Annotated in this window: 18 protein-coding genes; 6 read left to right on the top strand and 12 right to left on the bottom strand. The window is 55.1% G+C overall.

The genetic code is table 11. The features are described from left to right. The first annotated feature begins 225 nt into the window (after nt 1-225). Complete coding sequence (locus SH467x_RS13735) at nt 226-1,698, top strand: anthranilate synthase component I family protein (RefSeq protein WP_482367677.1); 1,473 nt, start codon at nt 226-228, stop codon at nt 1,696-1,698. Nucleotides 1,699-1,704: 6 nt separating this feature from the next. On the opposite strand, the gene SH467x_RS13740 is transcribed toward SH467x_RS13735, so the two are convergent. From SH467x_RS13740 to SH467x_RS13780, 9 genes are all read right to left on the bottom strand, one after another. Then, nucleotides 1,705-2,178 carry a hypothetical protein gene (locus SH467x_RS13740; RefSeq protein WP_482367678.1) on the bottom strand — a complete coding sequence of 158 codons (474 nt, stop codon included), beginning with the start codon at nt 2,176-2,178 and terminating at the stop codon, nt 1,705-1,707. Nucleotides 2,179-2,182: 4 nt separating this feature from the next. Then, a complete protein-coding gene (locus tag SH467x_RS13745) occupies nt 2,183-2,443 on the bottom strand; it encodes an acyl carrier protein (protein ID WP_482367679.1) in 261 nt (86 codons plus the stop codon). A gap of 111 nt (nt 2,444-2,554) precedes the next feature. After that, on the bottom strand, nt 2,555-3,814 hold the full coding sequence (locus SH467x_RS13750) for a beta-ketoacyl-[acyl-carrier-protein] synthase family protein (protein WP_482367680.1): 1,260 nt from the start codon (nt 3,812-3,814) through the stop codon (nt 2,555-2,557). Nucleotides 3,815-3,891: 77 nt separating this feature from the next. Then, nucleotides 3,892-4,671 (bottom strand): class I SAM-dependent methyltransferase, encoded by a 780-nt coding sequence (locus SH467x_RS13755; RefSeq protein WP_482367681.1) that lies wholly within the window; start codon nt 4,669-4,671, stop codon nt 3,892-3,894. 157 nt (nt 4,672-4,828) lie between these two features. Then, nucleotides 4,829-5,725 carry a hypothetical protein gene (locus SH467x_RS13760; RefSeq protein WP_482367682.1) on the bottom strand — a complete coding sequence of 299 codons (897 nt, stop codon included), beginning with the start codon at nt 5,723-5,725 and terminating at the stop codon, nt 4,829-4,831. A gap of 45 nt (nt 5,726-5,770) precedes the next feature. After that, a complete protein-coding gene (locus tag SH467x_RS13765; RefSeq protein ID WP_482367683.1) occupies nt 5,771-6,652 on the bottom strand; it encodes a UDP-N-acetylmuramate dehydrogenase in 882 nt (293 codons plus the stop codon). Nucleotides 6,653-6,750: 98 nt separating this feature from the next. Then, nucleotides 6,751-7,185, bottom strand: a complete 435-nt coding sequence (locus tag SH467x_RS13770) for a thioredoxin family protein (protein ID WP_482367684.1) — start codon at nt 7,183-7,185, stop codon at nt 6,751-6,753. 521 nt (nt 7,186-7,706) lie between these two features. Next, nucleotides 7,707-9,608, bottom strand: a complete 1,902-nt coding sequence (speA, locus tag SH467x_RS13775; RefSeq protein WP_482367685.1) for a biosynthetic arginine decarboxylase — start codon at nt 9,606-9,608, stop codon at nt 7,707-7,709. Between the two features lie 135 nt (nt 9,609-9,743). Beyond that, entirely contained in the window at nt 9,744-11,159 is a 1,416-nt protein-coding gene (locus SH467x_RS13780; RefSeq protein WP_482367686.1) for a 3-deoxy-D-manno-octulosonic acid transferase, read from the bottom strand. Nucleotides 11,160-11,274: 115 nt separating this feature from the next. On the opposite strand from SH467x_RS13780, the gene SH467x_RS13785 reads away from it, so the two are divergent. Next, the gene (locus tag SH467x_RS13785; RefSeq protein WP_482367687.1) at nt 11,275-12,285 is read left to right on the top strand and encodes a hypothetical protein; all 1,011 of its coding nucleotides are present in this window, start codon (nt 11,275-11,277) and stop codon (nt 12,283-12,285) included. Continuing rightward, a complete protein-coding gene (locus tag SH467x_RS13790; protein WP_482367688.1) occupies nt 12,285-13,916 on the top strand; it encodes a tetratricopeptide repeat protein in 1,632 nt (543 codons plus the stop codon). Before SH467x_RS13785 ends, SH467x_RS13790 begins: the two co-directional genes overlap by 1 nt. A 7-nt stretch (nt 13,917-13,923) precedes the next feature. Here SH467x_RS13790 and SH467x_RS13795 read toward each other — a convergent pair whose 3' ends face one another. Continuing rightward, nucleotides 13,924-15,501, bottom strand: a complete 1,578-nt coding sequence (locus tag SH467x_RS13795) for a diguanylate cyclase domain-containing protein (protein WP_482367689.1) — start codon at nt 15,499-15,501, stop codon at nt 13,924-13,926. A gap of 284 nt (nt 15,502-15,785) precedes the next feature. Here SH467x_RS13795 and SH467x_RS13800 point away from each other — a divergent pair, with 284 nt between their 5' ends. Further along, nucleotides 15,786-16,016, top strand: coding sequence for a hypothetical protein (locus tag SH467x_RS13800; protein WP_482367690.1), 231 nt, complete (start codon nt 15,786-15,788; stop codon nt 16,014-16,016). A gap of 28 nt (nt 16,017-16,044) precedes the next feature. On the opposite strand, the gene SH467x_RS13805 is transcribed toward SH467x_RS13800, so the two are convergent. Beyond that, nucleotides 16,045-16,230, bottom strand: coding sequence for a hypothetical protein (locus tag SH467x_RS13805; protein ID WP_482367691.1), 186 nt, complete (start codon nt 16,228-16,230; stop codon nt 16,045-16,047). 178 nt (nt 16,231-16,408) lie between these two features. Between SH467x_RS13805 and SH467x_RS13810 the strand changes: the two genes are divergently transcribed. After that, nucleotides 16,409-17,845, top strand: coding sequence for an SLC13 family permease (locus tag SH467x_RS13810; protein WP_482367692.1), 1,437 nt, complete (start codon nt 16,409-16,411; stop codon nt 17,843-17,845). 49 nt (nt 17,846-17,894) lie between these two features. On the opposite strand, the gene SH467x_RS13815 is transcribed toward SH467x_RS13810, so the two are convergent. Then, entirely contained in the window at nt 17,895-18,881 is a 987-nt protein-coding gene (locus SH467x_RS13815) for an NAD-dependent epimerase/dehydratase family protein (RefSeq protein ID WP_482367693.1), read from the bottom strand. Between the two features lie 510 nt (nt 18,882-19,391). Here SH467x_RS13815 and rpoB point away from each other — a divergent pair. After that, on the top strand, nt 19,392-23,111 hold the full coding sequence (rpoB, locus tag SH467x_RS13820) for a DNA-directed RNA polymerase subunit beta (protein WP_482367694.1): 3,720 nt from the start codon (nt 19,392-19,394) through the stop codon (nt 23,109-23,111). The last annotated feature ends 113 nt before the right edge of the window (nt 23,112-23,224 follow it).

Here is a 23,224-nt window from a genome sequence, read left to right on the forward strand (position 1 = left end):
GGTCGGCGATCCAGGAAGGTGCGAAGTGGGTGGTCTATTCACCGCGTCAAGCACTGCCAGGATCGGTCGCCAGTTTCCGTCGGACAAGTATAGCGGAACTTCCTGATGCGTGACGCGAAATGAGGATAGGGCTCGCGGAGAATTGTTTTCCGCTGAATGGATTTGCGGTGGGATTGTGTCGAGTAGCACTTGGAGGGCGAGAAGCCCGTTTCGTACAATGCCGGCATGAGTGATACGATTCCCAAGACGTGCTTCCAGCCTCACGTGGTTCCCTTGCCAAAAGAATGGGACCCCCTTTATGCGTTTCGGCGGTTGCGAGGTCTTCCCTATTGTTGCTGGCTGGATTCCGCATTGGCGGGGCTGCCAAGGGGGCGTTTTTCGTTTCTCTGCTGCGATCCCATCGATGTATTGGAAGTGCAGACCCCCACGGCCGATCCGTTGGTTCGGCTCGAGGGATGGCTCGGACGGTTTCGGACCGAAACACAGGAGGGATTGCCACCTTTTCAAGGCGGAGTGGCTGGTTACTTCGGCTATGAGTTTGGTCGCTGCTTCGAGAGGATCCCCAGGGCGCAGCATGATGAATTCTCGCTCCCGATCGCCGTACTGGGGTTGTACGATGTCGTCTTGGCCTGGGATCACCACCTCGGCGAGGGTTGGTTGATCTCGCAAGGATTCAGCGAGGACGATGCCACGAACTGGGAAGAGGGGCGAACGGAGAGGTCGATAGCTCGAGCTCGATTCTTTCTGGAAAGGTTAGAAGCCGCCGCTTCGGTGGCCGAGTCGATGGATCGTTCTTCCGAGCGAAGTTCGGTGCATGCGATGGCCCACGGTTTGACCGCACCCCAATTCGAGACTCGATTGGGAGGGGGGTGGTTGGGAAACTTTGATAGCCAGGGGTATCGCTCCGCAGTCCAGCGTGCACGCGACTACATCTACGCCGGAGATATCTTTCAAGTCAACTTGTCGCAGCGTCTTCTTTGTCCCGCCCGCTGCTCCTCTTCAGAGCTTTACGAGAAGCTAAGGATCGTCAATGCGGCTCCCTTCGCGGGCTATTTCGATTTCGGCCCAGGCCAGATCATCAGCGCATCGCCGGAGCGGTTTATCCGTGTGGAAAACGATTGGATCGAAACGCGACCGATTAAAGGGACGAGGCGTAGGACAGGCGAACTCGCAACCGATGCACTCTTGGCGGAGGAATTGCGTGCATCTCCCAAGGACCGATCGGAGAATATCATGATCGTCGATTTGCTTCGAAACGATTTGTCAAAAATCTGTCGCCCGGATTCGATGCACGTCGATCAGCTTTGTGCCATCGAGGAATACCCCTTTGTTCTGCACATGGTTAGTTCGATTCGAGGGCAAATGAGAAAGGAGTCGACGCTGTCCGATTTGTTTTCTTCCATCTTCCCCGGCGGCAGCATCACAGGAGCTCCCAAGGTGCGGGCGATGGAGATCATCGCGGAGTTGGAACCGACCGTTCGAGGTCCTTACTGCGGCTCGATGGGATACTGCAGCGTGGATGGTGCGATGGACTGGAACATACTTATTCGCACGCTAACGGCATCGCGAGGTTGGTGGCAATTTCAAGTCGGAGGCGGGATCGTCGCGGACAGCAATCCGGCTCACGAAGAAGAAGAGACTTGGACGAAAGCAGCCGGACTGATCGCGGCGATCGAATCCTACCTTTCATCCCCTTGAATAGGATTAGGACTTGGAATCCAGGATCTCGTAGCGTCGGGCGAACCGTTGTTTGGCCCGCTCTACCAATTCCTTCGCTCCCTCGAATTCACTTGCGTCCCGTTCAGTCGAGTGAAGGGTTTCGTCGAGCTTGTCGATGAAACCGACGATTGCTTCGTCGATGCCGACGATCTCTTTGAGTTTCGCTTCGTCAACGACTTTGGATGAAAAGAGAGGTGCGTATCCCTCCGAGGCACTGCGAAGCCTGGATTGCAAATGCTCGATGGACGTGCGAAGAGTCTCGGCGTCCTGAATGCGAGGGAAATTGGCGTCCTTCAAGAACGTCAACGCTATCCGCTGCAGGATCTGTTTCGATCCCTGCAGGCGGTCGATCAAATAACGGCGGAGGGCCAAGTCATCGTCGCGGCGCTGCTGCTCGGAAGCATAGGATCCGAACCCAGGTATTACTTTGGACAATATCTTGGCTTCTGCAGCGTTCATGGCATTAAGCGGCGACTATGTCCCGCATCTTCGGTTCGAGATACGAGACCGTGGACGCCATACTGGCGAGATTGCCGTATTCGTCCTCAGGAATCTGCACGCGATGGCGCTTTCGCAGCTCCATCACGATATCGAGGAAGTCCATGCTATCGAGTTCCATCTGTTCTCGAAACGATTTATTATCATCGAGCCCCGACAGATCTTCGTCTGGTGCAATCTCGCTCAAAATATCCAAGATCTCGTCACGGATTTCCGCTGGTGTCATGGAAACCTTTTCTCCTCGTGCAATTTCAACGGGGTCTACAAATACAAGCTTCTACGTGCCACCCACTCGCCGATGGGACGCCGGGGGCGTGGGAGGAACAAGGGATCGAGCTTAAAACCGGCGAACGATCAAAACCGAGTTGATGCCCAACATCCCGAAGGAGTTGTTGAGAACGTAGTCGACTCGACCCAGCTCTTTGGGTTGGTTGAGGACCAAACCAGGGATCGCGCAGGTTTCATCTAGATTGTCCACATTTATGGTGGCGTGGCAAACCCCGTCGCGGAAGGAAGGCAAGTTTCCTGCGAGTTCAAGAGCTCCTGCGGCCCCCATTGTGTGACCAATAAAGCTCTTGGTGTTGTTGAAATTCACCTTGGTGCAATTTTCAAAAACGGCTCGCAGCGCTTGGACTTCTTGGGCATCTCCACTGTTGGTGCCGGTGGCGTGGGTGCTCACGATATCGATGTGGTCCGCAGACAGGCCTCCGCGTTCGAGAGCCAGCTGGACGCATTGTGCCTGTCTCTCGGGGTTGGGGAGTACGAAATCGGTGGCATCGGTATTGATCGCATACGAGACGATCTCCGCAATAATGTTCGCGGATCGAGCCTTGGCATCGGAGAGTCTTTCGAGGACGAAGATGCAAGCCCCTTCGGAGACGACGATCCCGTTGCGGTCGACGTCAAACGGGCGCGATGCCTTGGTAGGGTCGGCATGGCTCGCTAAAGCCCCCTGCGATTTAAACGATGCGAAGATGCCAAACGTGTGGACACTCTCGGAGACCCCACCGGCGATGGCAAGATCGCATTCTCCGAGGCGAAGCATTTGGACACCTTGGATGATTCCCGCATTACCGGCGGCGCAAGCCGCTCCGATCGTGTAGTGCGGGCCGGTGATTCCCATGTTGAGAGCGATCTCGCCGGCAGGGTTGTTGGCCACGGTCCGAGGGTTGTGATGGTGTGACCAATAGGTGGTGTCGTAGTCGAATTGTTTGATGTTGTAGATTTCGTTTTCGGTTTCGACGTTTCCGTGTTCGGTCACTCCGATGTAGATCCCAACACGCGATTTGTCGACATTCGCCCAATCGAGGCCGCTGCGGGCGACCGCCTCGGACGCAGCCCAAATGCCGACGGTACCAGCTCGCGTTCCCCGTCGAATGTCGCGTTTGCTTTGGTATTTGGTGGCCTCGAACTCGCAGACCCCGGCAAAGGTATCGCCGACATAGCGGATGTTGTAGTTCCGAACGCCGCTCTTTCCCTGCAGCAACGCTTCGCGATAGGACTCCAAATCGTTTCCGTTGGGGGAGGTCAGCCCCACCGCGGTCATGACCACTCGCTGGGAGTCGGGTAACTGGCTTGTGCGATCGATGGGTTGCATGCAGATGACGGCTATTAAGAGGCTGAAGGCTGAAAAGGGGCTAGCAAACTACCAGCGGCACCTGGTTCTTTCAAGGATCACACGCGTTTGAGAATGTAGACGACATCCTCCGTCTCGCTGTCGATTTCAACCGGCTCGTCGATGTCATAGCGGAAATCGTAGGCTTCCTCGATCGTCCATTCCGGGACTTTCTTGATCGTATTGGCGAACTGGCGAAAGGTATAGCTGCGCAACTCCAAACAGTCGTCGATTCGCATCGAGCTCGAGGGTCTGTAGATGTCGAATCGAATATTGTAACGCTCCATCCGTTTGGCGCGATCCTTGTCGCGCGCCCACATGGCGGTGTTGATGACCAAGTTTCCTTTGCGAGCGCTCCAGCGTTCTTCATCTGTTTGCGGCCCTTTCAGGGGCGTCAGATGGAATCCGAGCGCATAAATACCACCCGGTCGAACGGCTGCGGCCATCGCTTGGAAATGGGCTACCGCCTGCTTTTCTGTGGCCAAATGTCGAAACGAGTTGATGGTGTTGAAGGCGGCGTCATAAGGACGCTTGACCGTGAAATCGCACATGTCGGCGACAAACGCGGTAGGCTTCAGACCGTGGCGTACAAGCCGCTTATTGCAGTACTCGATCGCTTTTGCATTGAGATCCAGTCCCGCCGCGTCGTAACCCGCCTTGGCCATTCGAAACAGCAGCCTTCCTGTACCGCAAGCTGGCTCGAGAACGCGCTTGGTCTTCTTCGTCACGTGCTTCTGAAAAGCAGCTTCCAAGAACTTGAACTCGGCGCTCCAGTCGCTGGCGAATATGAGATCGTAGTAAACGGGGTAGTTGTAAATGCTGTCAGCAACGGTTTCCATGGAACACTCGATGAATCGATGGTGGGATCGAGGGGCGGGCTCGATGGGAGACGCATGGTAACACGTCCGATCCGAATATTCCAATGCGTCGAAGCTCGCGGGGCGAATGGTTTCCCGCGATGGGTGGACACACGGTCGAAGTAGACTTTCAAGACGTCTACTCGGTGAGATCGATCTGCTGCTTGCTCCATTCCTCGCGACTGGAGGCAATGTCCTTCAATCGCGAGTATTTATCACGGAAATTGGGTTCGTGGATCGATTCCATACCCGGAGCACTACCCCAGATGATGCGAGGCCCACCCTGGGTTTCGATCTCGAGCAGCCACCGCGTCTTTTCGACCACTTGAGCCGGGTGGACATAGACGGCGACAATCTTCGCTTGCTCGCGTATCGAGGCGAGGAGGGCGCAGAGTTTGGCCGCGTCCTCGACCTTCGGGTCTCCGAAAGGGGTTCCCACTTTGCGCTGCATGTCGAGATTCAAATTGCTGGCGAAGATGTGAATGTAGTTGAGAACATCTTCCTTTTCAAAGAATCCAACGGTTGGCAGCAGCACGCCTTCCCCGTCGATGGGAAGCCAACGGGGGCTGGCATGCCCGGTCTCATCCGAAGCATCCGCAGGAAGGTGCACCATGCCAACGGGAATCCGATATTCCAATGAAACGACGACTTGTCCTCCGGCGCGAGGCTCGACGCGGTGCGTTTTGCGAATGGCAGGGTGGGCGTCGAATGCTCGGGCGATCATCGCCGGCGTTTGGCTATCGAGCATCGATAGCTTTCCAATGCCGCTGTCCGCGTAGACTTGATCGACAATCGAAGATTTCAGCCAAGCAGGCTGGTTGTTGATAACGATGTTTCCCTTTTCGATTCCGTAAAAGGCTGCGTCGTAGTGCTTGGCTCCGTAGAATCGCCATCCGAAGTAACCGAGGACTAACAGCAGCGAAGGGCCGATCATGCTCAGGATGGCGGATCGTGGAATCGACCGAATCCAATGCAGCAGATGAGCCCAGAAAACGGGTTGCGTCGAGCTTGGTGGGTTGACTTCAGCAGAAGCCATCGGCAGAGTCCGTCCTTGAAGTGGAATTTCCCAAACGGCGTATCTTTACCAGATCTGCAAATGGAATTGCAACTGCACTCCGCTCCGATCCTGCACTCCGGTTCGAACTCTTTCTAGCAATGCAAGAACTTGGGAACTCGTCGCGCCCGTGCTAGCAATGATGAAATTGGGGTAAGTGGAACTCATTCGCACGGCCCCCTCGGACACGCCCGACAGCCCGGCCTGTTGGACCAGGTCCGCTGCCTGGTTTCCAACCGGATCGATGAAGGCGAGTGCCGTTCGCTCTGGAAAGCTCGGTTGCTTCCGACGCTTGAGAATCCAAAAGGTTTGCTCCCGTTTGGTGAGGGCAGCGGGATCGCCTGGCGTCAATGCGAACGTGACTTCGACGAGCGCGAGACCGTCCATCCCACTGGCTCGGTGGGTCAGCGCCAGCTCCTCTCCCCTCGCGTCGGTAATCGAACCATCCTTGGTCAAGATCCTGGCGGAGTGGACGACCTGACCGATCGCTCCGTCCTCGGTCCCCGCGTTGCCTCGAATCGCCCCTCCGACGGTACCTGGGATGGCGACCAAGTGTTCGAGCCCCCCGAGACCCTGCCCAACCGCATAAGTGATCAAATGCGAAAGCTTGACCCCGCCCCCGCAGATGACTCGATCCCCCTCGCGGCGGATGCCGGTGAAGACGGGAGAGTTGAGGGACAGCGTGGCGCCAGCTACCCCCGATTCACGGACGAGCAAATTCGAACCCCCTCCGAGGACGCGAACCGGGATTCCATGCTGCAGACAAATCGCCGTGATGGCAGCCAATTCGTCGATTTCGTTGGGCTCGACCAAGTACCGAGTGGGGCCACCGATCTGAAGCCACGTAAATGGGGCCAGCGATTGGTTCTCGCGGACGACGGACTGGAAGTCGCTAAAGGGATTCGCCATGGGAAAAGAATTCGGGTGGTAGAAGTCCATAAAAAAATCGAGGCATCCACGCAAGCGAATGCCTCGAACGATTGTTTTACCACGACGGGAAAGGCTGACTAACGCCTCTTTGGAAGAATCTCGATCGCTTTTCCGATCAACTCCTTCACGCGTCTCTCGGTTTGCATGCCGGTTAATGAAAACCGCTTCCAACCCTTATCGTCTTGGCAAAAGACGACGATTTGTGGAAGGGTGTTCCCCTGCATGACCTGCGAGGCGAGCTCGGGCTGCACATCTTTGTCGACCTGGGTGTAAATGACCTCTTTGAGCTGTCCCGATTGGCTCATCGGAACAATCGTATTCGACTTCATGGATTTGCAAGCCGCGCACCAATCGGCACCGACCAACACCACGAGCGGTTTCTTCTCGTCTTGAGCCTTCTTGTAAGCCACTTCATACGGAAGCGGCTGTTCCTTCGAGCTCTGGACTGCGGGCGCTGTGGACGAAGAGCCGTCCAAAAAAGCAAAAATCATCAATGCTGCAAAACGCAACATCGCGGACCCCTTTCCTTGGTAAGGACAAGTAACAATCTAGCTTGAGCCGCGAAATCCATTCCGCCGTCCATCCCATCCTAGGGTGGACGCGCTACAAGGTTTTCATGCCGGCACAACCCAAACCGCGAGGTCAAGGGAGTAGGATCAAAGGAATGACTTGCGTCAAACTTTGCGGGTTAGGCAATCTGCGCCGGCTCCGATAAGGGGAGCCAGTATAGGGCTCCACCTCGCTCGTGCAACTACTTGGAGCGGCCCCGTGAATGCTAGCATCGACATCGGGTTGATATCAGGTCGCGTCATTTGGTCGCATTCCCGCTTTTCGCACCCTCCATGGGACGGCAACCCGTCAAAATCGCTAAAGGTTGGCACTCCCGTCACTTGCGCGACAATCTGACACCCCTCTTTTGGTGAAAAATGGTGGCATGAAAGAGTGTGCTCGGATCGATGACGGTTTTGGGAAACTTTTTTTCGGGCACGCTGGACTGGGAGGATTGCAAGCTTTCTGAAGAGGCCATTACCTGCTAATCCAGGTAGGTATTCCAAGCGGCGGCAGCACGATATTGCTCCAGCAAATGCTTTCCGGTCGCTTCATCGAGACACCCCTCTTGGATGCGATTTTGAATCTTCAAAGCTAGTTGGTTCTGCAGGAAATCCACGTCGTAATGGGCGAAGCTCACCATGTCGCTGATTCGACTGCCAGGCACGATTTTGGCGATCCGGAATTGGTCGGCCCCCTCCATCATCACTTGGGCTTCGTTCGGAACCCCGAAAAGATTGTGGTAGGAACCCATCACTTCTTGGTAGGCTCCGACGAGGAAGAGGCCAAGGTAGTAGTCTTCGTTTTCCTTCCACTCCGGCAGTTCCAGTGTCTCTTTGACGTCCTTCAAGTCGACGAATTTGTCGATCTTGCCGTCGGAATCGCACGTCACATCGACCAACGTCGCGAAGTCCAATCGACTCTCGTGCAGGCGATGGATGGGAACGACCGGGAAGAGTTGGCCGATGGCCCAGGAATCGGGAGCCGAACGGAAGAGGGAAAAATTGCAAAGGTATTTCGCAGCGAGGACTCGTTTGACTTCTTCGAACTCCTCATGCGGTACACGGGCTTGTTCGGATTCTTTCAATGCACGAGCGCAGACTTCCCAATAAAGAACCTCCCCCTTCGCTCGGTCTTCGAGCGAGATAAGCCCCAGATTGAACTGGGTGTGCAGCTCATCTTTGTGTTCGATGGCATCGTGGTAGTACTCGAGGTAATTCTTGCCATTGATGTCATCGCAAAGCCATTTGAGTTCCGTGATGACTTGCGGATCATCTTCGTCGATCTCCACCTCCGGCTGATCGTCGGCGAACGTTTCGATTTCTTCGCGAATGGAGGCGACCAGGACGGTGTGGTAAGCGGTCATCATCCGCCCGCTTTCGGTGACCAAGTTCGGGTGGGGGACTTCCTCTTCATCGCAGACGGCTTGGATGGTGTAGACCACATCGTTCGCGAATTCTTGAACGGTGTAGTTCATCGACGACTCGAATCGTGTTTTGGAACCGTCGTAATCGACCCCGAGCCCGCCGCCGATGTCGAGGTATTCGATCTCCAGTCCGAGTTGATGGATCTTGGCGTAGACGCGCGCTGCTTCCTTCATCGCATTCTTCACACGTTTGATGTCGGTGATCTGCGAGCCGATGTGGAAGTGAAGCAATTTGAAATGACCTTCTCGGCCGGCCTCTTTCAACAGTTTCACGCATTCCATGATTTCCGAAGTCGTCAAACCAAACTTCGCCGAGTCGCCACCCGAGCTCGCCCATTTCCCGGATCCGCGCGTGTAGAGTTTGACTCGCAGGCCGATGGAGGGGCAGACGCCTGTCTCCGCAGCGACACGCAGAAGCAGCTTCAGTTCGTTCAGCTTTTCAATGACGATCACGACACGCTTGCCGGCTTGAACACCCAAGCAAGCGAGACGGCAAAACGATTCGTCTTTGAATCCATTGCAGATAAGAAGTGTCTCAAGCATTTGCTCTTGCGCGATCGCAGCATAAAGTTCCGCCTTCGATCCGCATTCCAACCCGACGCGCAGACGGCCACTATCCCTCAAGAACTCTTCGACCACCTCGCGGCGAGGATTGACCTTCATCGGAAAGACGGGGAAATGTTTGCCGCAGTAATCGAATTGTTGGATTGCGTCTTTGTAAGCCGACGTGAGTATCTCGAGCTGATTGGAAAGGATTTGCGGGAAACGGAGCAGGATCGGCAACTGTAGTTTTTGTTCATGCACCAAGTGATCGACGACCTTCTTCAGATCGATCCAGCGATCGTCTTGATTGCTCGGGCGCGCGATCATGTTCCCTTGATCGTTGACATCGAAGTACCCGGCGGACCAATTTTCAATTCCGTACATCGATTGGATGCGCTGCAAGACTTGTTCGTTCATCAACGATTGGCTTTCCGTGAAGAGCACTGAAATAGGGACACTGAAATAGGGACACTGAAATCGGGGACAGGTATCAAAACGATCGAGAAGAGACGGGGCGCGGAGTTGGGTCCGAGGGCAAACCCGATTCTAATGTTAGGGCTGGTCTGGGATAGCGGGGGGAAGGAACTTCGCGAGCCCTCGCCAAGTTCGGTCGATGGCACCTCGGTGCTCCGACGCAGAGTGTTGGGCTCGCCTACCAAGTTCCTGTCGCAATGGTGCGTCGACGAGAACCTGCTCCAGGAATGTAGCTAAGTCGTCGGGATTTTGAAGCTGCACGCAGGCTTGATCTTTCAACAAGAGATCGACGACATCCGCAAAGTTTTTTGTATTGGGGCCGAAGCAGGTGGCTACGCCGTAAGCGCATGGCTCGATCATGTTCTGACCCCCGCGATCCCCAAAGCTCCCACCGACAAAGGCGACATCGGCTAGCCCCCACCACCATCTCAATTCACCGACGCTATCCCCCAAAAAGATTCTCCAGCCGGGTGGGAGCTTGGTCGATGGTCGCTCCGACAATTGGCACTCCGATCGACGCGTCCAAGAATATTGGGTTTCAGCAATTTTCAGCGCGACCTCCTCAAAACGCTCGGGGTGCCTCGGCACCAATAGAAGCTTCAGTTGTGGAAAACGTGTCGCAAGCTTGGAGAAGGCGCCCAGTACGATCTCTTCCTCGGGGTGCTGCGTGCTCCCCGCTACCCAAACAAATGGTTCCAATTCGGACACTGGCAGGTGCGACGAATTGGCGTGATCGCCGACGGGCGAGGGAAAGCCAGGCGAAGCGAATGGGGGGAGATCGGGCAAGCCAAGCAGCTGACGCCGTTCCTGCACTTCGCCCGCGAAGCGGTTTGGCTCAGCGCCGTCGAACTTTAGATTTCCGGTAACCTCCACCACACTCGTGGGAGTACCGAGTTGTGAAAAGCGTTCCGCGTATGGTTTGGTTTGCGCCCCGACCCAATCGAGCGAACCGAACATCGGTTGGACCCAACGGTGAATGCGTTGGTAACCTCGGAAACTGTTTTCGCTAAGTCGACCATTGACGACGGCGATGGGGCAATCCACTCGTTGGGCATATCGAAGCCAATTGGGCCACAATTCCAACTCCATGAGTACAACCAGACTCGGTCGAATCCTTTTCCAAGCCGTCGCGATCGCCCAGGTGAAGTCCAGTGGTGCATAGATGACTTGGTCGTCAGAAAACAATTGACGAGCCAGTGCGTAGCCGCTGTCGGTCGATGCCGAGATGATCAGCTGCAGATCGGGGCGTTCTTTTTTGAAGCGAGCGACCAGAGGGCGCATCAGCTGTACTTCTCCGACGCTGACGGCATGAAGCCAAACTCTGCAGGGGGATTGGGGGCTTTTGGAGCCAGTGGTTGGCGGGATAGGAACAAGACCGAAAAGTTTCTCCATCCAGCCTCGCCGGTACCGGCCGTAACGAATGGCGCGATAAACGACCCAAGGGCTGACGAAAAACAGAAACAACAGATAAAATAGATTGATGACGAGGTGCATGAGCGATTACCGTGCTGATTGCTTTCTCTGCTGCTGCGTCCGAAAAGATGCCCTCACTGGAATCGTTCCGTAAGTGGCACTTGTGCACATGCTCGATTGGAGAGTTAGATTTTCGATGACTTCTGACCTAAACGCCTTGGGGCCAGGCCATGCGAACGAATCGGCCCGCTCGGCGGTTCCTCCAAGGGGCGTGCCCGACCTGATCGCCCACGCCGTCACCTTTACCTTGATGCTCCTGTCGTTGATCATCGGGCTTGGGTTTTGGAGGGATTGGTTTTCTTCGGTCGATCGATTGGTTTGCACTATCTTCGTATTTCTGGGGCTTGCGATCGCGCTCTATCGATGCGTATGGGATTCGGATCGCCCGGCTCGTCGCGTCGGTCCGATCGCATTTTGGTCGTTGGCGGGGGTGGTCCTTTTGTTTTCCACGGTTTCGGGACGACCGAAACTGGCCGGAATTGCGATGGGTTTAGCGGCGATCGGATGGTTCTGCCACCAGATTCGTGGCGAGAGCCATTCCAACGCGATTGCCCTTGGGCTCGCGTTCATGATCCCTTCTTTGGTCGATGCCTGTAAGGATCGAGGAGCTTTCGATGCAACGGAATCGGTTGCCGTCGATGTTACCTCGGGGTTGGCGGACGCATTGTTGCAAAGTCATCTGCGAGTGGGCAACACCATTCAGTTCGGGCATGGGGTCGCGGACAAGTTTTCTTGTGAAGGGAACTGGGACAGCATTGTCACCTTCATGGGAATCAGCATGTTCTGCATCTACGCCTACCGCCGTAATTTCTTGAACGGCCTGATCACCTTCTCTCTTTCATTTATCGTTTGGATGGCGCTTCGCGGGGCAGCTTGGGTGACCCTATCCACCATGGCGACCTATCAAGAGGAGTGGGTGGCTTGGAGCGTTGGCTTGGAAATCTTCTTGTTCATCATCGGCGCCTTGTTCATCGTCAGCTTGGATCAATTCTTTGCGATGTTGCTCCAGCCGATCCCGTCTGAATTCATCAACCCCGATTTTCCCTTGGTTGCGACCTGTTGGAATTGGATTGTTGGATTGCCAAAACTGACCACCGCTGTGCCCGTTCGCGATTTTCAAGCGGATGAGATCGAGGAGGACTACTAATGGGAAGCCGCATTCGTCTCATCGTCGAAAACACCCAGTGGCTCGGCAGCGAGTTTCTGAAAATCTTCACGTCTCCTGTCGGCATGGCTGGCAGTTACCTAGATGCTGCTCGTGGCTGGAAGTATTCCCGCAGTTGGATTCGGTTCTGGTTCCACCTCCCGGCGTTTCTGATCGTCCTCGTCGTTTACTTGATCTTTGGATTCTCCCTGTTCGAACGGGTCGATGCGAAAGTGCAACGATACGGAGTCGAAGCAGAAAAGAACCTGCCGACCCGAGTCTTGGAACGGTCTGCTTACTCTCAATTTCGGTTCATGAACCCAAAGGATCCCAAACAGGGAGCTCCGATCACCGATCCCAATAGCATTCCTGATTTCGCTAAGAATTACAGCCGATTGCTCGCGACTCGTATTTTGTCCGTACAACCGAAAAATGCCCAAGCTAGCTATCGCCTGGCATTGCTCGAAAGCATCGACGGAGACGCTGAAGCGGCAAAGCTCGTGATGGAGGATTTGGCGTCCGGCAAGTACGGTCCATTTCGGCAAGCCAACGCATGGATGGCTTGCTGGATCATTCAAGCGAAAGAAGATCAGCAAGAAATCGACACGAAGGAGTTGGGCCGAAACCTCCAAATGGCTTGCGACTGGAGCGATGTGCCGGTCCAGCTGATCGCAATCTACGCCCAAATTCTAGAGCAGAATGGCTACACCCCGAGCGCGATCGCGATGGCGAAAGAAGCCGCGAAGAGATTGCCAGAGATGAATCTGGAATTGGCTCGTCTCTACGGTCGTATCAAAAACGAAGATGGCCTGCGTGAAGCAAGTTACGAAGTGGAGGAGGTGTTCGGCGCTCGACTCAACACCAGCAATGAACGCGACATCGATCGTTTGGCGATTGCCGAGGTGCGGTTTCTGACAGGCAAATATCCACAGGCCATCGCGATCCTTCAAGAGGGATTGGCTGGGAGCGATGTTCGGCCTCAGCTGGCCCGGGCGCTCTCGTCGATCAAAATATCGATCTTCGAAAAATCGCTCGTTGAGAACCCAGACGGGACCTTCTCCGCGGACTTGACGCTGCTGGAATCCGCTGCCGATGCGGACCCAAATGATCCGAAGATCTCCGAACAGATCGCAAAGCTACTGCGCCGCAATATCAAGCCGTCGAAGCGGATCGTGGACATCCTTCGAAAACAAATCGACGATGGGATTACCACCGCAGAAGCGCACAGCATGCTGGCCGATGGATACTACATGCTGGGCAATGAAAAGGAAGCGATCAAGAACTGGGAGCTTGCTCTCTCCAAGAATCCGAACGATGCCTCAGCGTGCAACAATCTCGCCCTATGTCTCGCCAAAGCAAGTCCCGATAATGTCCCCAAGTCGCTTGAATTGGTAGCCCGCGCCCAAAGCATCTCCCCCAACAATCCTGAGATTCTCGATACCTTTGGTGAACTCCTTATGATGGCGGGCCGGGCCAAAGAGGCGATCAACAAATTCGAGCAGTCGATCAAGCTAGATAGCGGTCGTATTGGAACTCGCAAGAAACTGATTGCAGCCTACGACTCGGCGGGATTGCCCGAACTAGCCAAAGCCCAATCGGAAATCGTTCAATCGATGGAAGCCGAGTCCAAGTAGCCCATCTTCAACTGACGTTGGCGAAAAGCGAGTCGAGATCGTCATTCGCAACATCTTGATGAAGATTGCTCAGGAGCTCGTTCAGTTTATTTTCCGACTTCGGTGCCACTTGCTTGGTATCTGGCTTCTTCTTGGGCTCGTTCGCGGCAAATAGAGCCGCGATGTCGTCCGAGTCGACCACATCGTCGTCTTTGGATGCCACTGCTGGCGGAGGTGCTGGCGGTTCCACTGGTTTGGGGGCCGGTGCCTTCTGTGGAGCGTTTGCGGCGAATAGGGCCGCGATATCGTCCGAGTCGACCACATCGTCGTCTTTGGATGCCACTGCTGTCGGCGGTGCTGGCGGTTCTACTGGTTTGGGGGCCGGTGCCTTCTGTGGAGCGTTCGCGGCAAATAGGGCCGCGATATCGTCCGAGTTGACCACATCGTCGTTACTGGATTCTGCGGGTGGTGCAGAAGTTGTTTCCTGTTTCTTTTTATTGATTTGTGCGAAGAGAGCGGCAATGTCTTCGCTGCTAGCTACCGCCGATACGTCGGTCGTTTCGGGGGGGATTGCGTTCGCTTCTTCCCGACTCCTCTCGTCCGAGGCAAGCGGCTCAGAACGCTCTTCTGATCGATCGTCGTTCGCAAGCTCGCTTTCCATTTCTTGGGTGTCTGCCGATGAATCGCGGTCCGAGGAAGAGCCGTTCTCTTGGGAGTTCGCTGAAGCGGCGCGCCGGCGATCGCGGCGTTCGGAATTGGAATCGCGGATTGGGTCGTTGTTGGATGGAGCAGGCCCCGCAGAGGCTTGTTCCGACATGGGGCGCTTGTTCGTCCAAGCTCCTTCGAATTCTGAAACGCAACTCGCGCCGGATTCGAGAGCTTGCGACACCCCTTCGTCGAGTCTGTCGAGCGACGAGGATAGGGACTGCCCTTCTTCCCCCAACTCGACGATGCTTGCCACGCACGGGATCGGCGAGTGTGGTGTGGAGCTTGGATCCTCGGGGGGCTGGAGGGATTTCAACAGGTTCTCAAAGTCTTCGTGTGCTTCGGGCAAGCACCTTTCGAACTGGATGACGAGAAAGCGATCGGGTTGGTAGCGGCCGATAAGGGCGGTCGGCTCGTAGTGCTTGGATAGTTTTTCGCCAAGATCTCGCAGCGACTGTTCGACCCCGATCGCGCCTTTTTCGCGCAGGAGGTCCGAATATCGATCGACGATAATCATGGTCAGCAACGAGCCGTTGCGGGCTCGTTCGGGAAGCGAGAGCCACTCTTCGAGGAAGGTATCGAGGAACGATCGATTGCCAAGCTTGGTCAATCGATCTTCCCATCCCAATACCGCCAGTGGCTCATAGGGCTGGAATCGGCCCGCAGCGGGCTCGAGGGTGCCATCGCACGAAAGAGTCGCAACGCCGCGAAAAACGATCGCTTGGCAATGGGCTCGGCGAGCCGTTTCTAGGCGACGGAGCGATTCCGAATCATCCGTCGAAGTAGGTGTCGGCGCTGCTTTCTTCTTGTCCGGGATCGCCAATGCGAGCAACAGCAACGCAGTGGTAATTTCCGCTGCCAGGCAGAGATTCTCGATGGTAATGAAACGGAGGAAATTCATCGTGCTGGGTGTAGCAGGGCCGTCGATATAAAAGAGATTAGGTCGCGCTTGCGAACCCTAGGTTCTGGACATGCGATTGCGTTTCACAATCAATCGATCATCCAAAAATGCTGGAGCCGTTCGGTATGTGCTAGCGATTGAAGCGATCGTAGGGACTGTGGTGAGTTCGCCGAATTTGACGATTCCATGCTTGACTTTTGCCTCCCGTCCCATAACTTCAAACGAATGGAGCTATCGAGGATGGCAGCTCGCAATGACCAACTCAACGAGCAAGGAGTGAGTCCATGATTGACTCGGGATTTCAAGATGTGTTGGGGCAGGCGAAGCGGATGTTGATGGAGAGCCCATTTTCATCCCTTCGTAGTCTGGAGCTCTCGCAATCGGGAGAGCAAATGCGGCTTCGAGGATCGGTCGATTCTTTCTACTTGAAGCAGCTGGCGCAGGAGACGGTTCGTTCCGCTACCCGCGGCATCGATGTTGTGAACGAAGTATCTGTCCAATCCAAGTGGAAGTAACGATCTGGGGAATTGGACCTGCAAAGGGTCACGCGCCAATAAAATCGCCATCTTCGTTATATCGGACGAGCGCGAAGTAAAAGAAATTTACGATCATCATGGGAATGACCGCCCAAAAGATCGGGCTAACAAACGCGATAAGCAATGCGGTAACGACCGTGTAAGCCAACCAAAGGTACCACGTCTGTTTTAGAAATTTTGCGTAGCGTTTCATAGGATGCCTGCTGTGGGCCGGAGAGAATGCAGTGGGACGGAGAGAATTTCGTGTCGGTTGGCATGCGGTCTTCGATCTGGAATATACTCTACCTCTCGTATTGTAGATCTGCTACCGCTCCTCTCTGGCGATCGCGTGACAAGTTGACTCACTCGGTTTGCCGTCGAAACCAGGACTGATGACTTCTTTACTACGTGTCGCTTCAGGCCCGTTGATCGGCTGTATTGTTGGGTCGCTTTTGTTGGCAAACGGCGTGCCGTTTGGTCCCTCCTATATTGCGGGTCTGGTCGCATGGATGGCCTTCTGGTGGGTAACCGAATCGGTGCCGATCGAGGTAACCGCTTTGTTGCCGATCATTGTCATTCCTTTCTCCGGTATCTACGAGCGAAATGCATTAGGGGAGACATGCGCTCCCTACGCGGACAAGAATGTTTTCTTCTTTCTGGGTGGTTTCGGTTTAGGGCTCGCTATCGAGCGAACGGATTTGCATCGCATCGGTGCACTGTATTTGTTACGGATAGCGGGACGCAATGGAGCCAACGTCATCGGGGCCTTCATGTTGGCGACGGCGATGATCAGCATGTGGGTCAACAATACAGCGACGACGATGCTGATGCTCCCTCTCGCCATGAGTGCCATCGCCATTCAGCCGGATCGTCGATTTGCGGCCCCGCTTCTTATCGGCATCGCGTTCGCTTCGAGTATCGGAGGGATGGCGACGTTGGTTGGTACCGCGCCGAATATCTTTTTCACCAGCTTTCTAGCGAAAGAGGGGAAGTCGATTGATTTTTTGTCTTGGGTTTACGTGGCTGGTCCTGTATCGGCTTTTCTTTTGGTTGGGGCATGGGTTTGGTTGGTTTACTTTCTTTTTCCGGTAAGGCGATTTCAAGTTGCGATACCCGAGGATTGGCTGGAGGAGTTTCGTGGCAAGCGAACATTGAGTCGCGACCAATGGATCACGCTGGCGGTCTTTCTTTCGGCTGCGATGACTTGGATTCTCAAAGAGCCGATGTTGCGAATCACGTCATCAGCCGGCTGGGATTCGGTGCATGCGGTCTTGCAGCGAATCGAAGATCCTTGGGTGGCAATGGCTGCCTTGGTCACGCTGTTGCTGGTTCCCTTCTCGAAACCGATCCTGGCTTGGAGGGATGTTGAAGGCGTTCCGTGGGGGGTGTTGATGTTGCTGGGAGGAGGGCTATCGCTTGCGAAGGCGATCGAGGCATCTTCGCTTGATCAGCGCATCGCGTCGGTGGCGGCCCACTTTGCGGGCCTTCACCCATGGCTTGTACTTACCTTGGTGGTTGCCATCGTCATCGCCATTTCGGAGTTGGCAAGCAACTTAGCCACAGCCACGGCACTCATTCCGATTCTTTCCGAGGCCGGCCCTGCGATGGGGATTGACCAAATATCGCTTTTAACGGCGGTGGTCCTGGCAAGCAGTTGCGGGTTCATGCTTCCTGTCGCGACTCCCCCCAATACGTTGGTCTACTCGCAGAGAAAGTTCCCAGCAGGCGACATGATTCGCGCAGGGTTGGTCGTGAATTTGCTTGCCATTCTCGCCATCCCGATCGCTGTATTGCAATTGCGATTTCTGCTTGGGCATGTCGCCCCTTAGTCTCCGCCGGGGTGATGCCAAACGACGGCCCCTTGGGAATAGTTGGTGGCTAGCCGGTTGGTGGAAGATGTCCTGCGTCGCGAAGCCATTGGATCGCGTCGCGGATGGAGTCTTCGGTGGGGCGGGTTGCGTATCCCAGATGTTCTCCGGCCAGTCGGGAGTCGTAGTAATGAAACTGCTGTCCCATGCGAATGGCTGCGCTATTGAAGTCAGATTCCTTGCGGCGAAAGAAATTGACGCCGTCTGCTAAGAGGGGGCCGATGGCGCGCGCTGGGCGGCGCATCGCGACAGCGGGAGGGCGACTTCCTAGTTGTGTTGCGATGCGCGTCCACAAATCGAAGTAGGTAAGGTTGTCGCCTGCCAAGATAAAGCGACGTTCGGTCGCTCCGGATCTAGCCAACCGCAGCATGGCGGTGGCGACATCCCGAGGGTCGCAGACTGAGCAGCCACCCGAAGGTGCCCAGGGTTGAAAACGTTGCAATGCGAGGACCATTCGCCCGCTACTTAGTTGCCAGTCGTAGGGACCGAGCATGAAGCCTGGGAAAACGCTGTACCAATCGTCACCTTGCTCGACCGCTCTGTCGATGACCTTCTGTGCCGCTCGCTTGGAGAGGACGTATGCGGAGCGAATCTGTCCATCACCGGTACAACGTTCTGTTTTGGGTTTGACTGCTTCGCCGATGGGTAAGGTGTTGACCGTCGAGACATAGACTCCTCGGATTCGGCGATGGCTGGCCCAATCCACGATCGCTTGGGTCCCATCCCGGTTCACCTGAAGCGATTCGGCCTGTCGCCGCCATCCGACATGGATCAGGGCGGCGGAGTGGATAACGCAGTCGAATTCGTAAGGTGCTAAGACCGCTTCCAAGTCCCCGTGGCCGATGTCGGCTTGCACATGTCGGAAACCGAGCCCTAAGAGGGATGGGTGGTCGGAGGTTGATCGAGAGAGCGTCGTCACCTCGCAGCCTGCGGAGGCAGCCAGGCGAGCGACATTGTTCCCAAGGAGCCCGGTCGCACCGGTTACCAACAGTCTCACGAGCTTCTCCTTCCTAGGTGGTTTGGCTTGGGCGATTCGTGGGGTTGTATCAATTGGGGAGGGCGTGAACTACCCCGAACCCTACCCCGGCCAGGCCTTTACCTGGGCCTGAGCTAGCGGAGTGCCATTTTTAGCGGATCTTTTCAAAATTTCCAAAAAAGGCGTTGGGTTGGCCTATCTTAACAAGTGCCGATCGCTACACTAGCGGCGTGGACGTCGGCTCGGTTTATATAGAGGTGGTCGGATCAAGCAGGGTTTGCTGTTCGGGTCACCATTCTGCGCGCAGAAGGGGGAATGAATTGTACGGATATCCAATTTCGTTTGTTCATTCCACAGCAAATTTCCCCTCTTTCTCTTGCGAGCCTACCGGGTCGAGCGACTCGGTGATGTGCGAATTTTTCCCGGGGCACAGGAACCCGAGGGATATTTGTTGAGCCTGTTCGCCGGCATCCCCTCTCGCTGTCTTGTTTTGGCACTTACCCTTTAGCCCACTTCGAGAATCCATCTCCAATGGCAACTTCCTCCAAGCGACGATTGCAACCAACTTCTGTTCGTGTATTCGGATCGGGCAGAAGCCAGTTCCCGATTCCCAACTTGACCACATTGCAAACCGTTTCCTACGAAGCGTTTTTGCAGGAGGATATTCCATCGGACAAGCGAAAGAACCAGGGATTGGAATCGGTCTTTCGTGAAATTTTCCCGATCGAGAGCTACGACAAATCGGTCGCGCTCGAATACCTCCGTTTCGAGCTTGGAAAGCCCCGGTACACCCCGGAGGAGTGTCGGCAGCTCCGTTTGACATACGGCAAGCCGTTAAAAGCTTGGTTCCGTCTCAAGCGAGACCAGCCTCTCGAGGAAGAGGTTTATCTTGGCGACATTCCGATCATGTTGGGGGGTGGTGAATTCATCATCAATGGTGCGGAGCGTGTTGTCGTCAGTCAATTGCACCGATCTCCTGGCGTCGACTTCGTCGAAGAAGCCGAGGGGACGACCGATCGCAAACTTCCATCGTTCCGCGTTATTCCCGAGCGTGGTAGTTGGATCGAAGTCAATGTGACGAAAAAAGATTCTCTGTCGGTGCGCATCGACCAAAGCGGAAAGTTTTCCGTGATGACGTTGCTTCGAGCGATGACGCCCAAGCTGGGGACCGATCAAGAGTTGTTGCAGGCCTTCTACGAAATCACGACCGAGAAGATTTCTGGCAGCGCAAGCATCGCAGCAATCGAGAACAAGATTTCGGCGGACGATATCGTCTTTCCTTCGGATCACGAACGGGCTGGGGAGATTGTGATCGAGGGTGGGCAGAAGATCGGTCGCACGACTGCCGAGATGATCTGTGCCGTCGGAATCAAGAGCATTCAGGTGATGGATTCTCCCAAGGTTCCTTATATTCTCAATTCGCTCGCTGAGGACAACACTTCGTCGCACGAAGAGGCATTGCTCCGAATCTATCAACGGTTGCGACCGGGCAATCCGCCTGCTTTGGAAAAGGCGCGAACGCTTTTCCACGAAAAGTTCTTTGACATCAATCGATATCGATTGGGCCGGGTTGGCCGATTCCGCGTGAATCGCAAATTGAACTTGAACGTTCCTGAAGACGAAATGGCGCTACGCCCCGAGGATTTGGTAGCCTCGATTCGATACTTGATCGATTTGTTCGACCCTGATTCGACGGCTCGTTTCGACGACATCGACCACTTGGGTAATCGCCGTCTTCGAACCATCGACGAGCTGGCGTGCGAAGAATTGCGCAAGGGCTTTTTGAAGCTTCGACGCACTGTTCAAGAGCGTATGAGCTTGAAGGAAGTCGAAGACATGACCCCTCGTTCGCTGGTGAATCCAAAGAGCATCAGCGCTGCGATTGAGTATTTCTTCGGGCGCGGAGAGTTGTCTCAGGTCGTCGACCAGACCAATCCATTGTCCCAGCTGACCCACGAGCGACGTCTGTCCGCTCTAGGGCCTGGCGGATTGAATCGAAAGCGAGCAGGTTTCGAAGTTCGGGACGTTCACATTTCCCACTACGGCCGGATCTGTCCGATCGAGACACCTGAAGGAACCAATATCGGTTTGATCAGTTCCCTGTCGATCTACGCCGGGGTGGATGAGTACGGGTTCTTGGTCACTCCGTATCGCAAGGTGGCTGGCGGAAAGGTGACTGACGAGGTCGTCTGGTTGCGTGCCGATGAGGAGTCGGATGCGTACATCGGCCCCGCGGACTTGGAAATCAAAGATGGTTCTCTCGTAAGCGGACCTGGGTTGATTGCTCGTTACCGAAACGACTTCGAGATCGTGACCCCAGACGTCGTTCACTACATGGACATCGCGCCGAGCCAGATGATCGGCGTGTCGGCTGGATTGATTCCGTTCTTGGAGCATGACGACGCCAACCGCGCGCTTATGGGTTCGAACATGCAGCGGCAAGCGGTTCCTCTTTTGGTGGTCGAGCCCCCAATCGTTGGAACGGGTCTGGAAAAAGAAGTCGCCGCGAACAGCGCGATGGTGGTTCGAGCTCGCCGCGCGGGCAAAGTGACGTATGTCGATTCGACACGAATCGAAATCGGCAACGACATTTACCACATGAAAAAGTATCAAGGCCTCAACGAACGGACTTGCTTGAACCAACGACCGATCGTTGGTATGGGAGACAAAGTTGAGAAGGGGCAGATCATTGCCGACGGCGCATCGACCCACCTTGGTGAGTTGGCTCTGGGCCGAAACGTTTTGGTCGGGTTTATGTCCTTCGATGGTTACAACTACGAAGACGCGATCATCATCAGCGAGGAGTTGGTGAAGCAAGACGTTTACACTTCGATTCACATCGAAGAGTTCGACGTCGAGATCCGCGAAACCAAGCTTGGACGGGAAGAGTTCACACGCGACATTCCGAATGTGAGTGAGAAAGCGTTGCGGAACTTGGATGAGAGCGGGATTGTGCAAGTCGGCACGTATGTCCGCCCCGGCGATATCTTGGTCGGAAAGGTTTCGCCGAAGAGCAAGACCGAGCTCACCCCGGAAGAAAAACTACTTCATGCGATCTTTGGACGCGCAGGGGAAGACGTTAAGAACGACTCGCTCGAGGTGAGTTCCGGTGTGGAAGGGATCGTGATCGATACCCAAAAGTTCTCGCGCCGGATGAGCCTGTCGGAAGAAGAGCGAAAGGAATTCGAAAAGGAACTCAAGCGGGTTGAGACCGAGGGGAACAAAGAGATTTCGACTTCCTTCGCGTCGTTTGCTGAGGAGTTGGAAAAAGCGATTGGTGGCAAACTCACCGACGATGATGGCACTCCACTCACGGGTGGCCAGGATCCGAAGTTCATTGCTGAAAAGGCGCAGACCTTCAATCTTTCCCGATTGCTCAATCGATTGGATGCAGGGCTCCACGCGGAAGTCAAAAAGGTTTACAAGAACCTTTGGCCTGCCGTCGAAGAGGCGCTCGATATTCGCGATCGTCAGCTCAACAGCATGAAGCGAGGGGATGAGCTACGCAGTGGCGTGTTGCAGATGGTAAAGGTCTACATCGCGACGAAGCGAGTCATCAGCGTCGGGGATAAGATGGCGGGTCGACACGGTAACAAGGGGGTTATCTCCAAAGTGTTGCCAGTGGAAGACATGCCGTTCCTCCCTGATGGGACACCGCTCCAGATCATGCTCAATCCGCTCGGGGTTCCGAGCCGGATGAACGTGGGGCAGATTTTGGAAACTCACTTGGGTTGGGCTGGTGCAAAGCTTGGATTCCAAGCCATCACCCCGGTCTTTGATGGAGCGAGCGAAGGGGACATCAACAAAGCCCTCGCGGAAGCGGGATTGCCGAGTCACGGAAAGATTCGTCTCCATGATGGACGAACCGGCGAGCAGATGGAGCAGGAGACCACGGTCGGCTACATCTACATGCTCAAACTTCACCACTTGGTCGATGACAAGGTCCATGCTCGAAGCACAGGTCCTTATTCTTTGATCACCCAGCAACCGCTCGGTGGAAAAGCTCGATTCGGCGGACAGCGATTCGGGGAAATGGAAGTGTGGGCGCTCGAAGCTTATGGAGCAGCGTACATCCTCCAAGAACTCCTCACCGTCAAGAGCGACGACGTCGAGGGACGCACAAAGATCTACGAGTCGATGGTCAAGGGCGAAAATACCTTGGAAGCCGGTACGCCAGCCAGCTTCGACGTTTTGACCAACGAAATCCGAGGTCTTGCGTTGAACATGCGACTGGAAAAACGCCGCCTCTAACAATCCGTTGCACTCAGAAGATTCCTTCGGGAAGTTTCCTTTCGGAAGCTTCCGGCGGGGAGCTTCTCAAGGGGGCTTTCTTGAGAGCCTTCGGATGCACGGCTGTTAATCGA

Origin of the sequence: Brakhagea slesvicensis (assembly GCF_052161625.1) — a bacterium.
GTDB lineage: Bacteria > Planctomycetota > Planctomycetia > Pirellulales > Pirellulaceae > JBKCUI01.

Coding starts and splice junctions, on each gene's coding strand:
- SH467x_RS13735 (WP_482367677.1), top strand. CDS start 226: ATGAGTGATACGATTCCCAAGACGTGCTTCCAGCCTCACGTGGTTCCC.
- SH467x_RS13740 (WP_482367678.1), bottom strand. CDS start 2,178: ATGAACGCTGCAGAAGCCAAGATATTGTCCAAAGTAATACCTGGGTTC.
- SH467x_RS13745 (WP_482367679.1), bottom strand. CDS start 2,443: ATGACACCAGCGGAAATCCGTGACGAGATCTTGGATATTTTGAGCGAG.
- SH467x_RS13750 (WP_482367680.1), bottom strand. CDS start 3,814: ATGCAACCCATCGATCGCACAAGCCAGTTACCCGACTCCCAGCGAGTG.
- SH467x_RS13755 (WP_482367681.1), bottom strand. CDS start 4,671: ATGGAAACCGTTGCTGACAGCATTTACAACTACCCCGTTTACTACGAT.
- SH467x_RS13760 (WP_482367682.1), bottom strand. CDS start 5,725: ATGGCTTCTGCTGAAGTCAACCCACCAAGCTCGACGCAACCCGTTTTC.
- SH467x_RS13765 (WP_482367683.1), bottom strand. CDS start 6,652: ATGGCGAATCCCTTTAGCGACTTCCAGTCCGTCGTCCGCGAGAACCAA.
- SH467x_RS13770 (WP_482367684.1), bottom strand. CDS start 7,185: ATGTTGCGTTTTGCAGCATTGATGATTTTTGCTTTTTTGGACGGCTCT.
- speA (WP_482367685.1), bottom strand. CDS start 9,608: ATGAACGAACAAGTCTTGCAGCGCATCCAATCGATGTACGGAATTGAA.
- SH467x_RS13780 (WP_482367686.1), bottom strand. CDS start 11,159: ATGCACCTCGTCATCAATCTATTTTATCTGTTGTTTCTGTTTTTCGTC.
- SH467x_RS13785 (WP_482367687.1), top strand. CDS start 11,275: ATGACTTCTGACCTAAACGCCTTGGGGCCAGGCCATGCGAACGAATCG.
- SH467x_RS13790 (WP_482367688.1), top strand. CDS start 12,285: ATGGGAAGCCGCATTCGTCTCATCGTCGAAAACACCCAGTGGCTCGGC.
- SH467x_RS13795 (WP_482367689.1), bottom strand. CDS start 15,501: ATGAATTTCCTCCGTTTCATTACCATCGAGAATCTCTGCCTGGCAGCG.
- SH467x_RS13800 (WP_482367690.1), top strand. CDS start 15,786: ATGATTGACTCGGGATTTCAAGATGTGTTGGGGCAGGCGAAGCGGATG.
- SH467x_RS13805 (WP_482367691.1), bottom strand. CDS start 16,230: ATGAAACGCTACGCAAAATTTCTAAAACAGACGTGGTACCTTTGGTTG.
- SH467x_RS13810 (WP_482367692.1), top strand. CDS start 16,409: ATGACTTCTTTACTACGTGTCGCTTCAGGCCCGTTGATCGGCTGTATT.
- rpoB (WP_482367694.1), top strand. CDS start 19,392: ATGGCAACTTCCTCCAAGCGACGATTGCAACCAACTTCTGTTCGTGTA.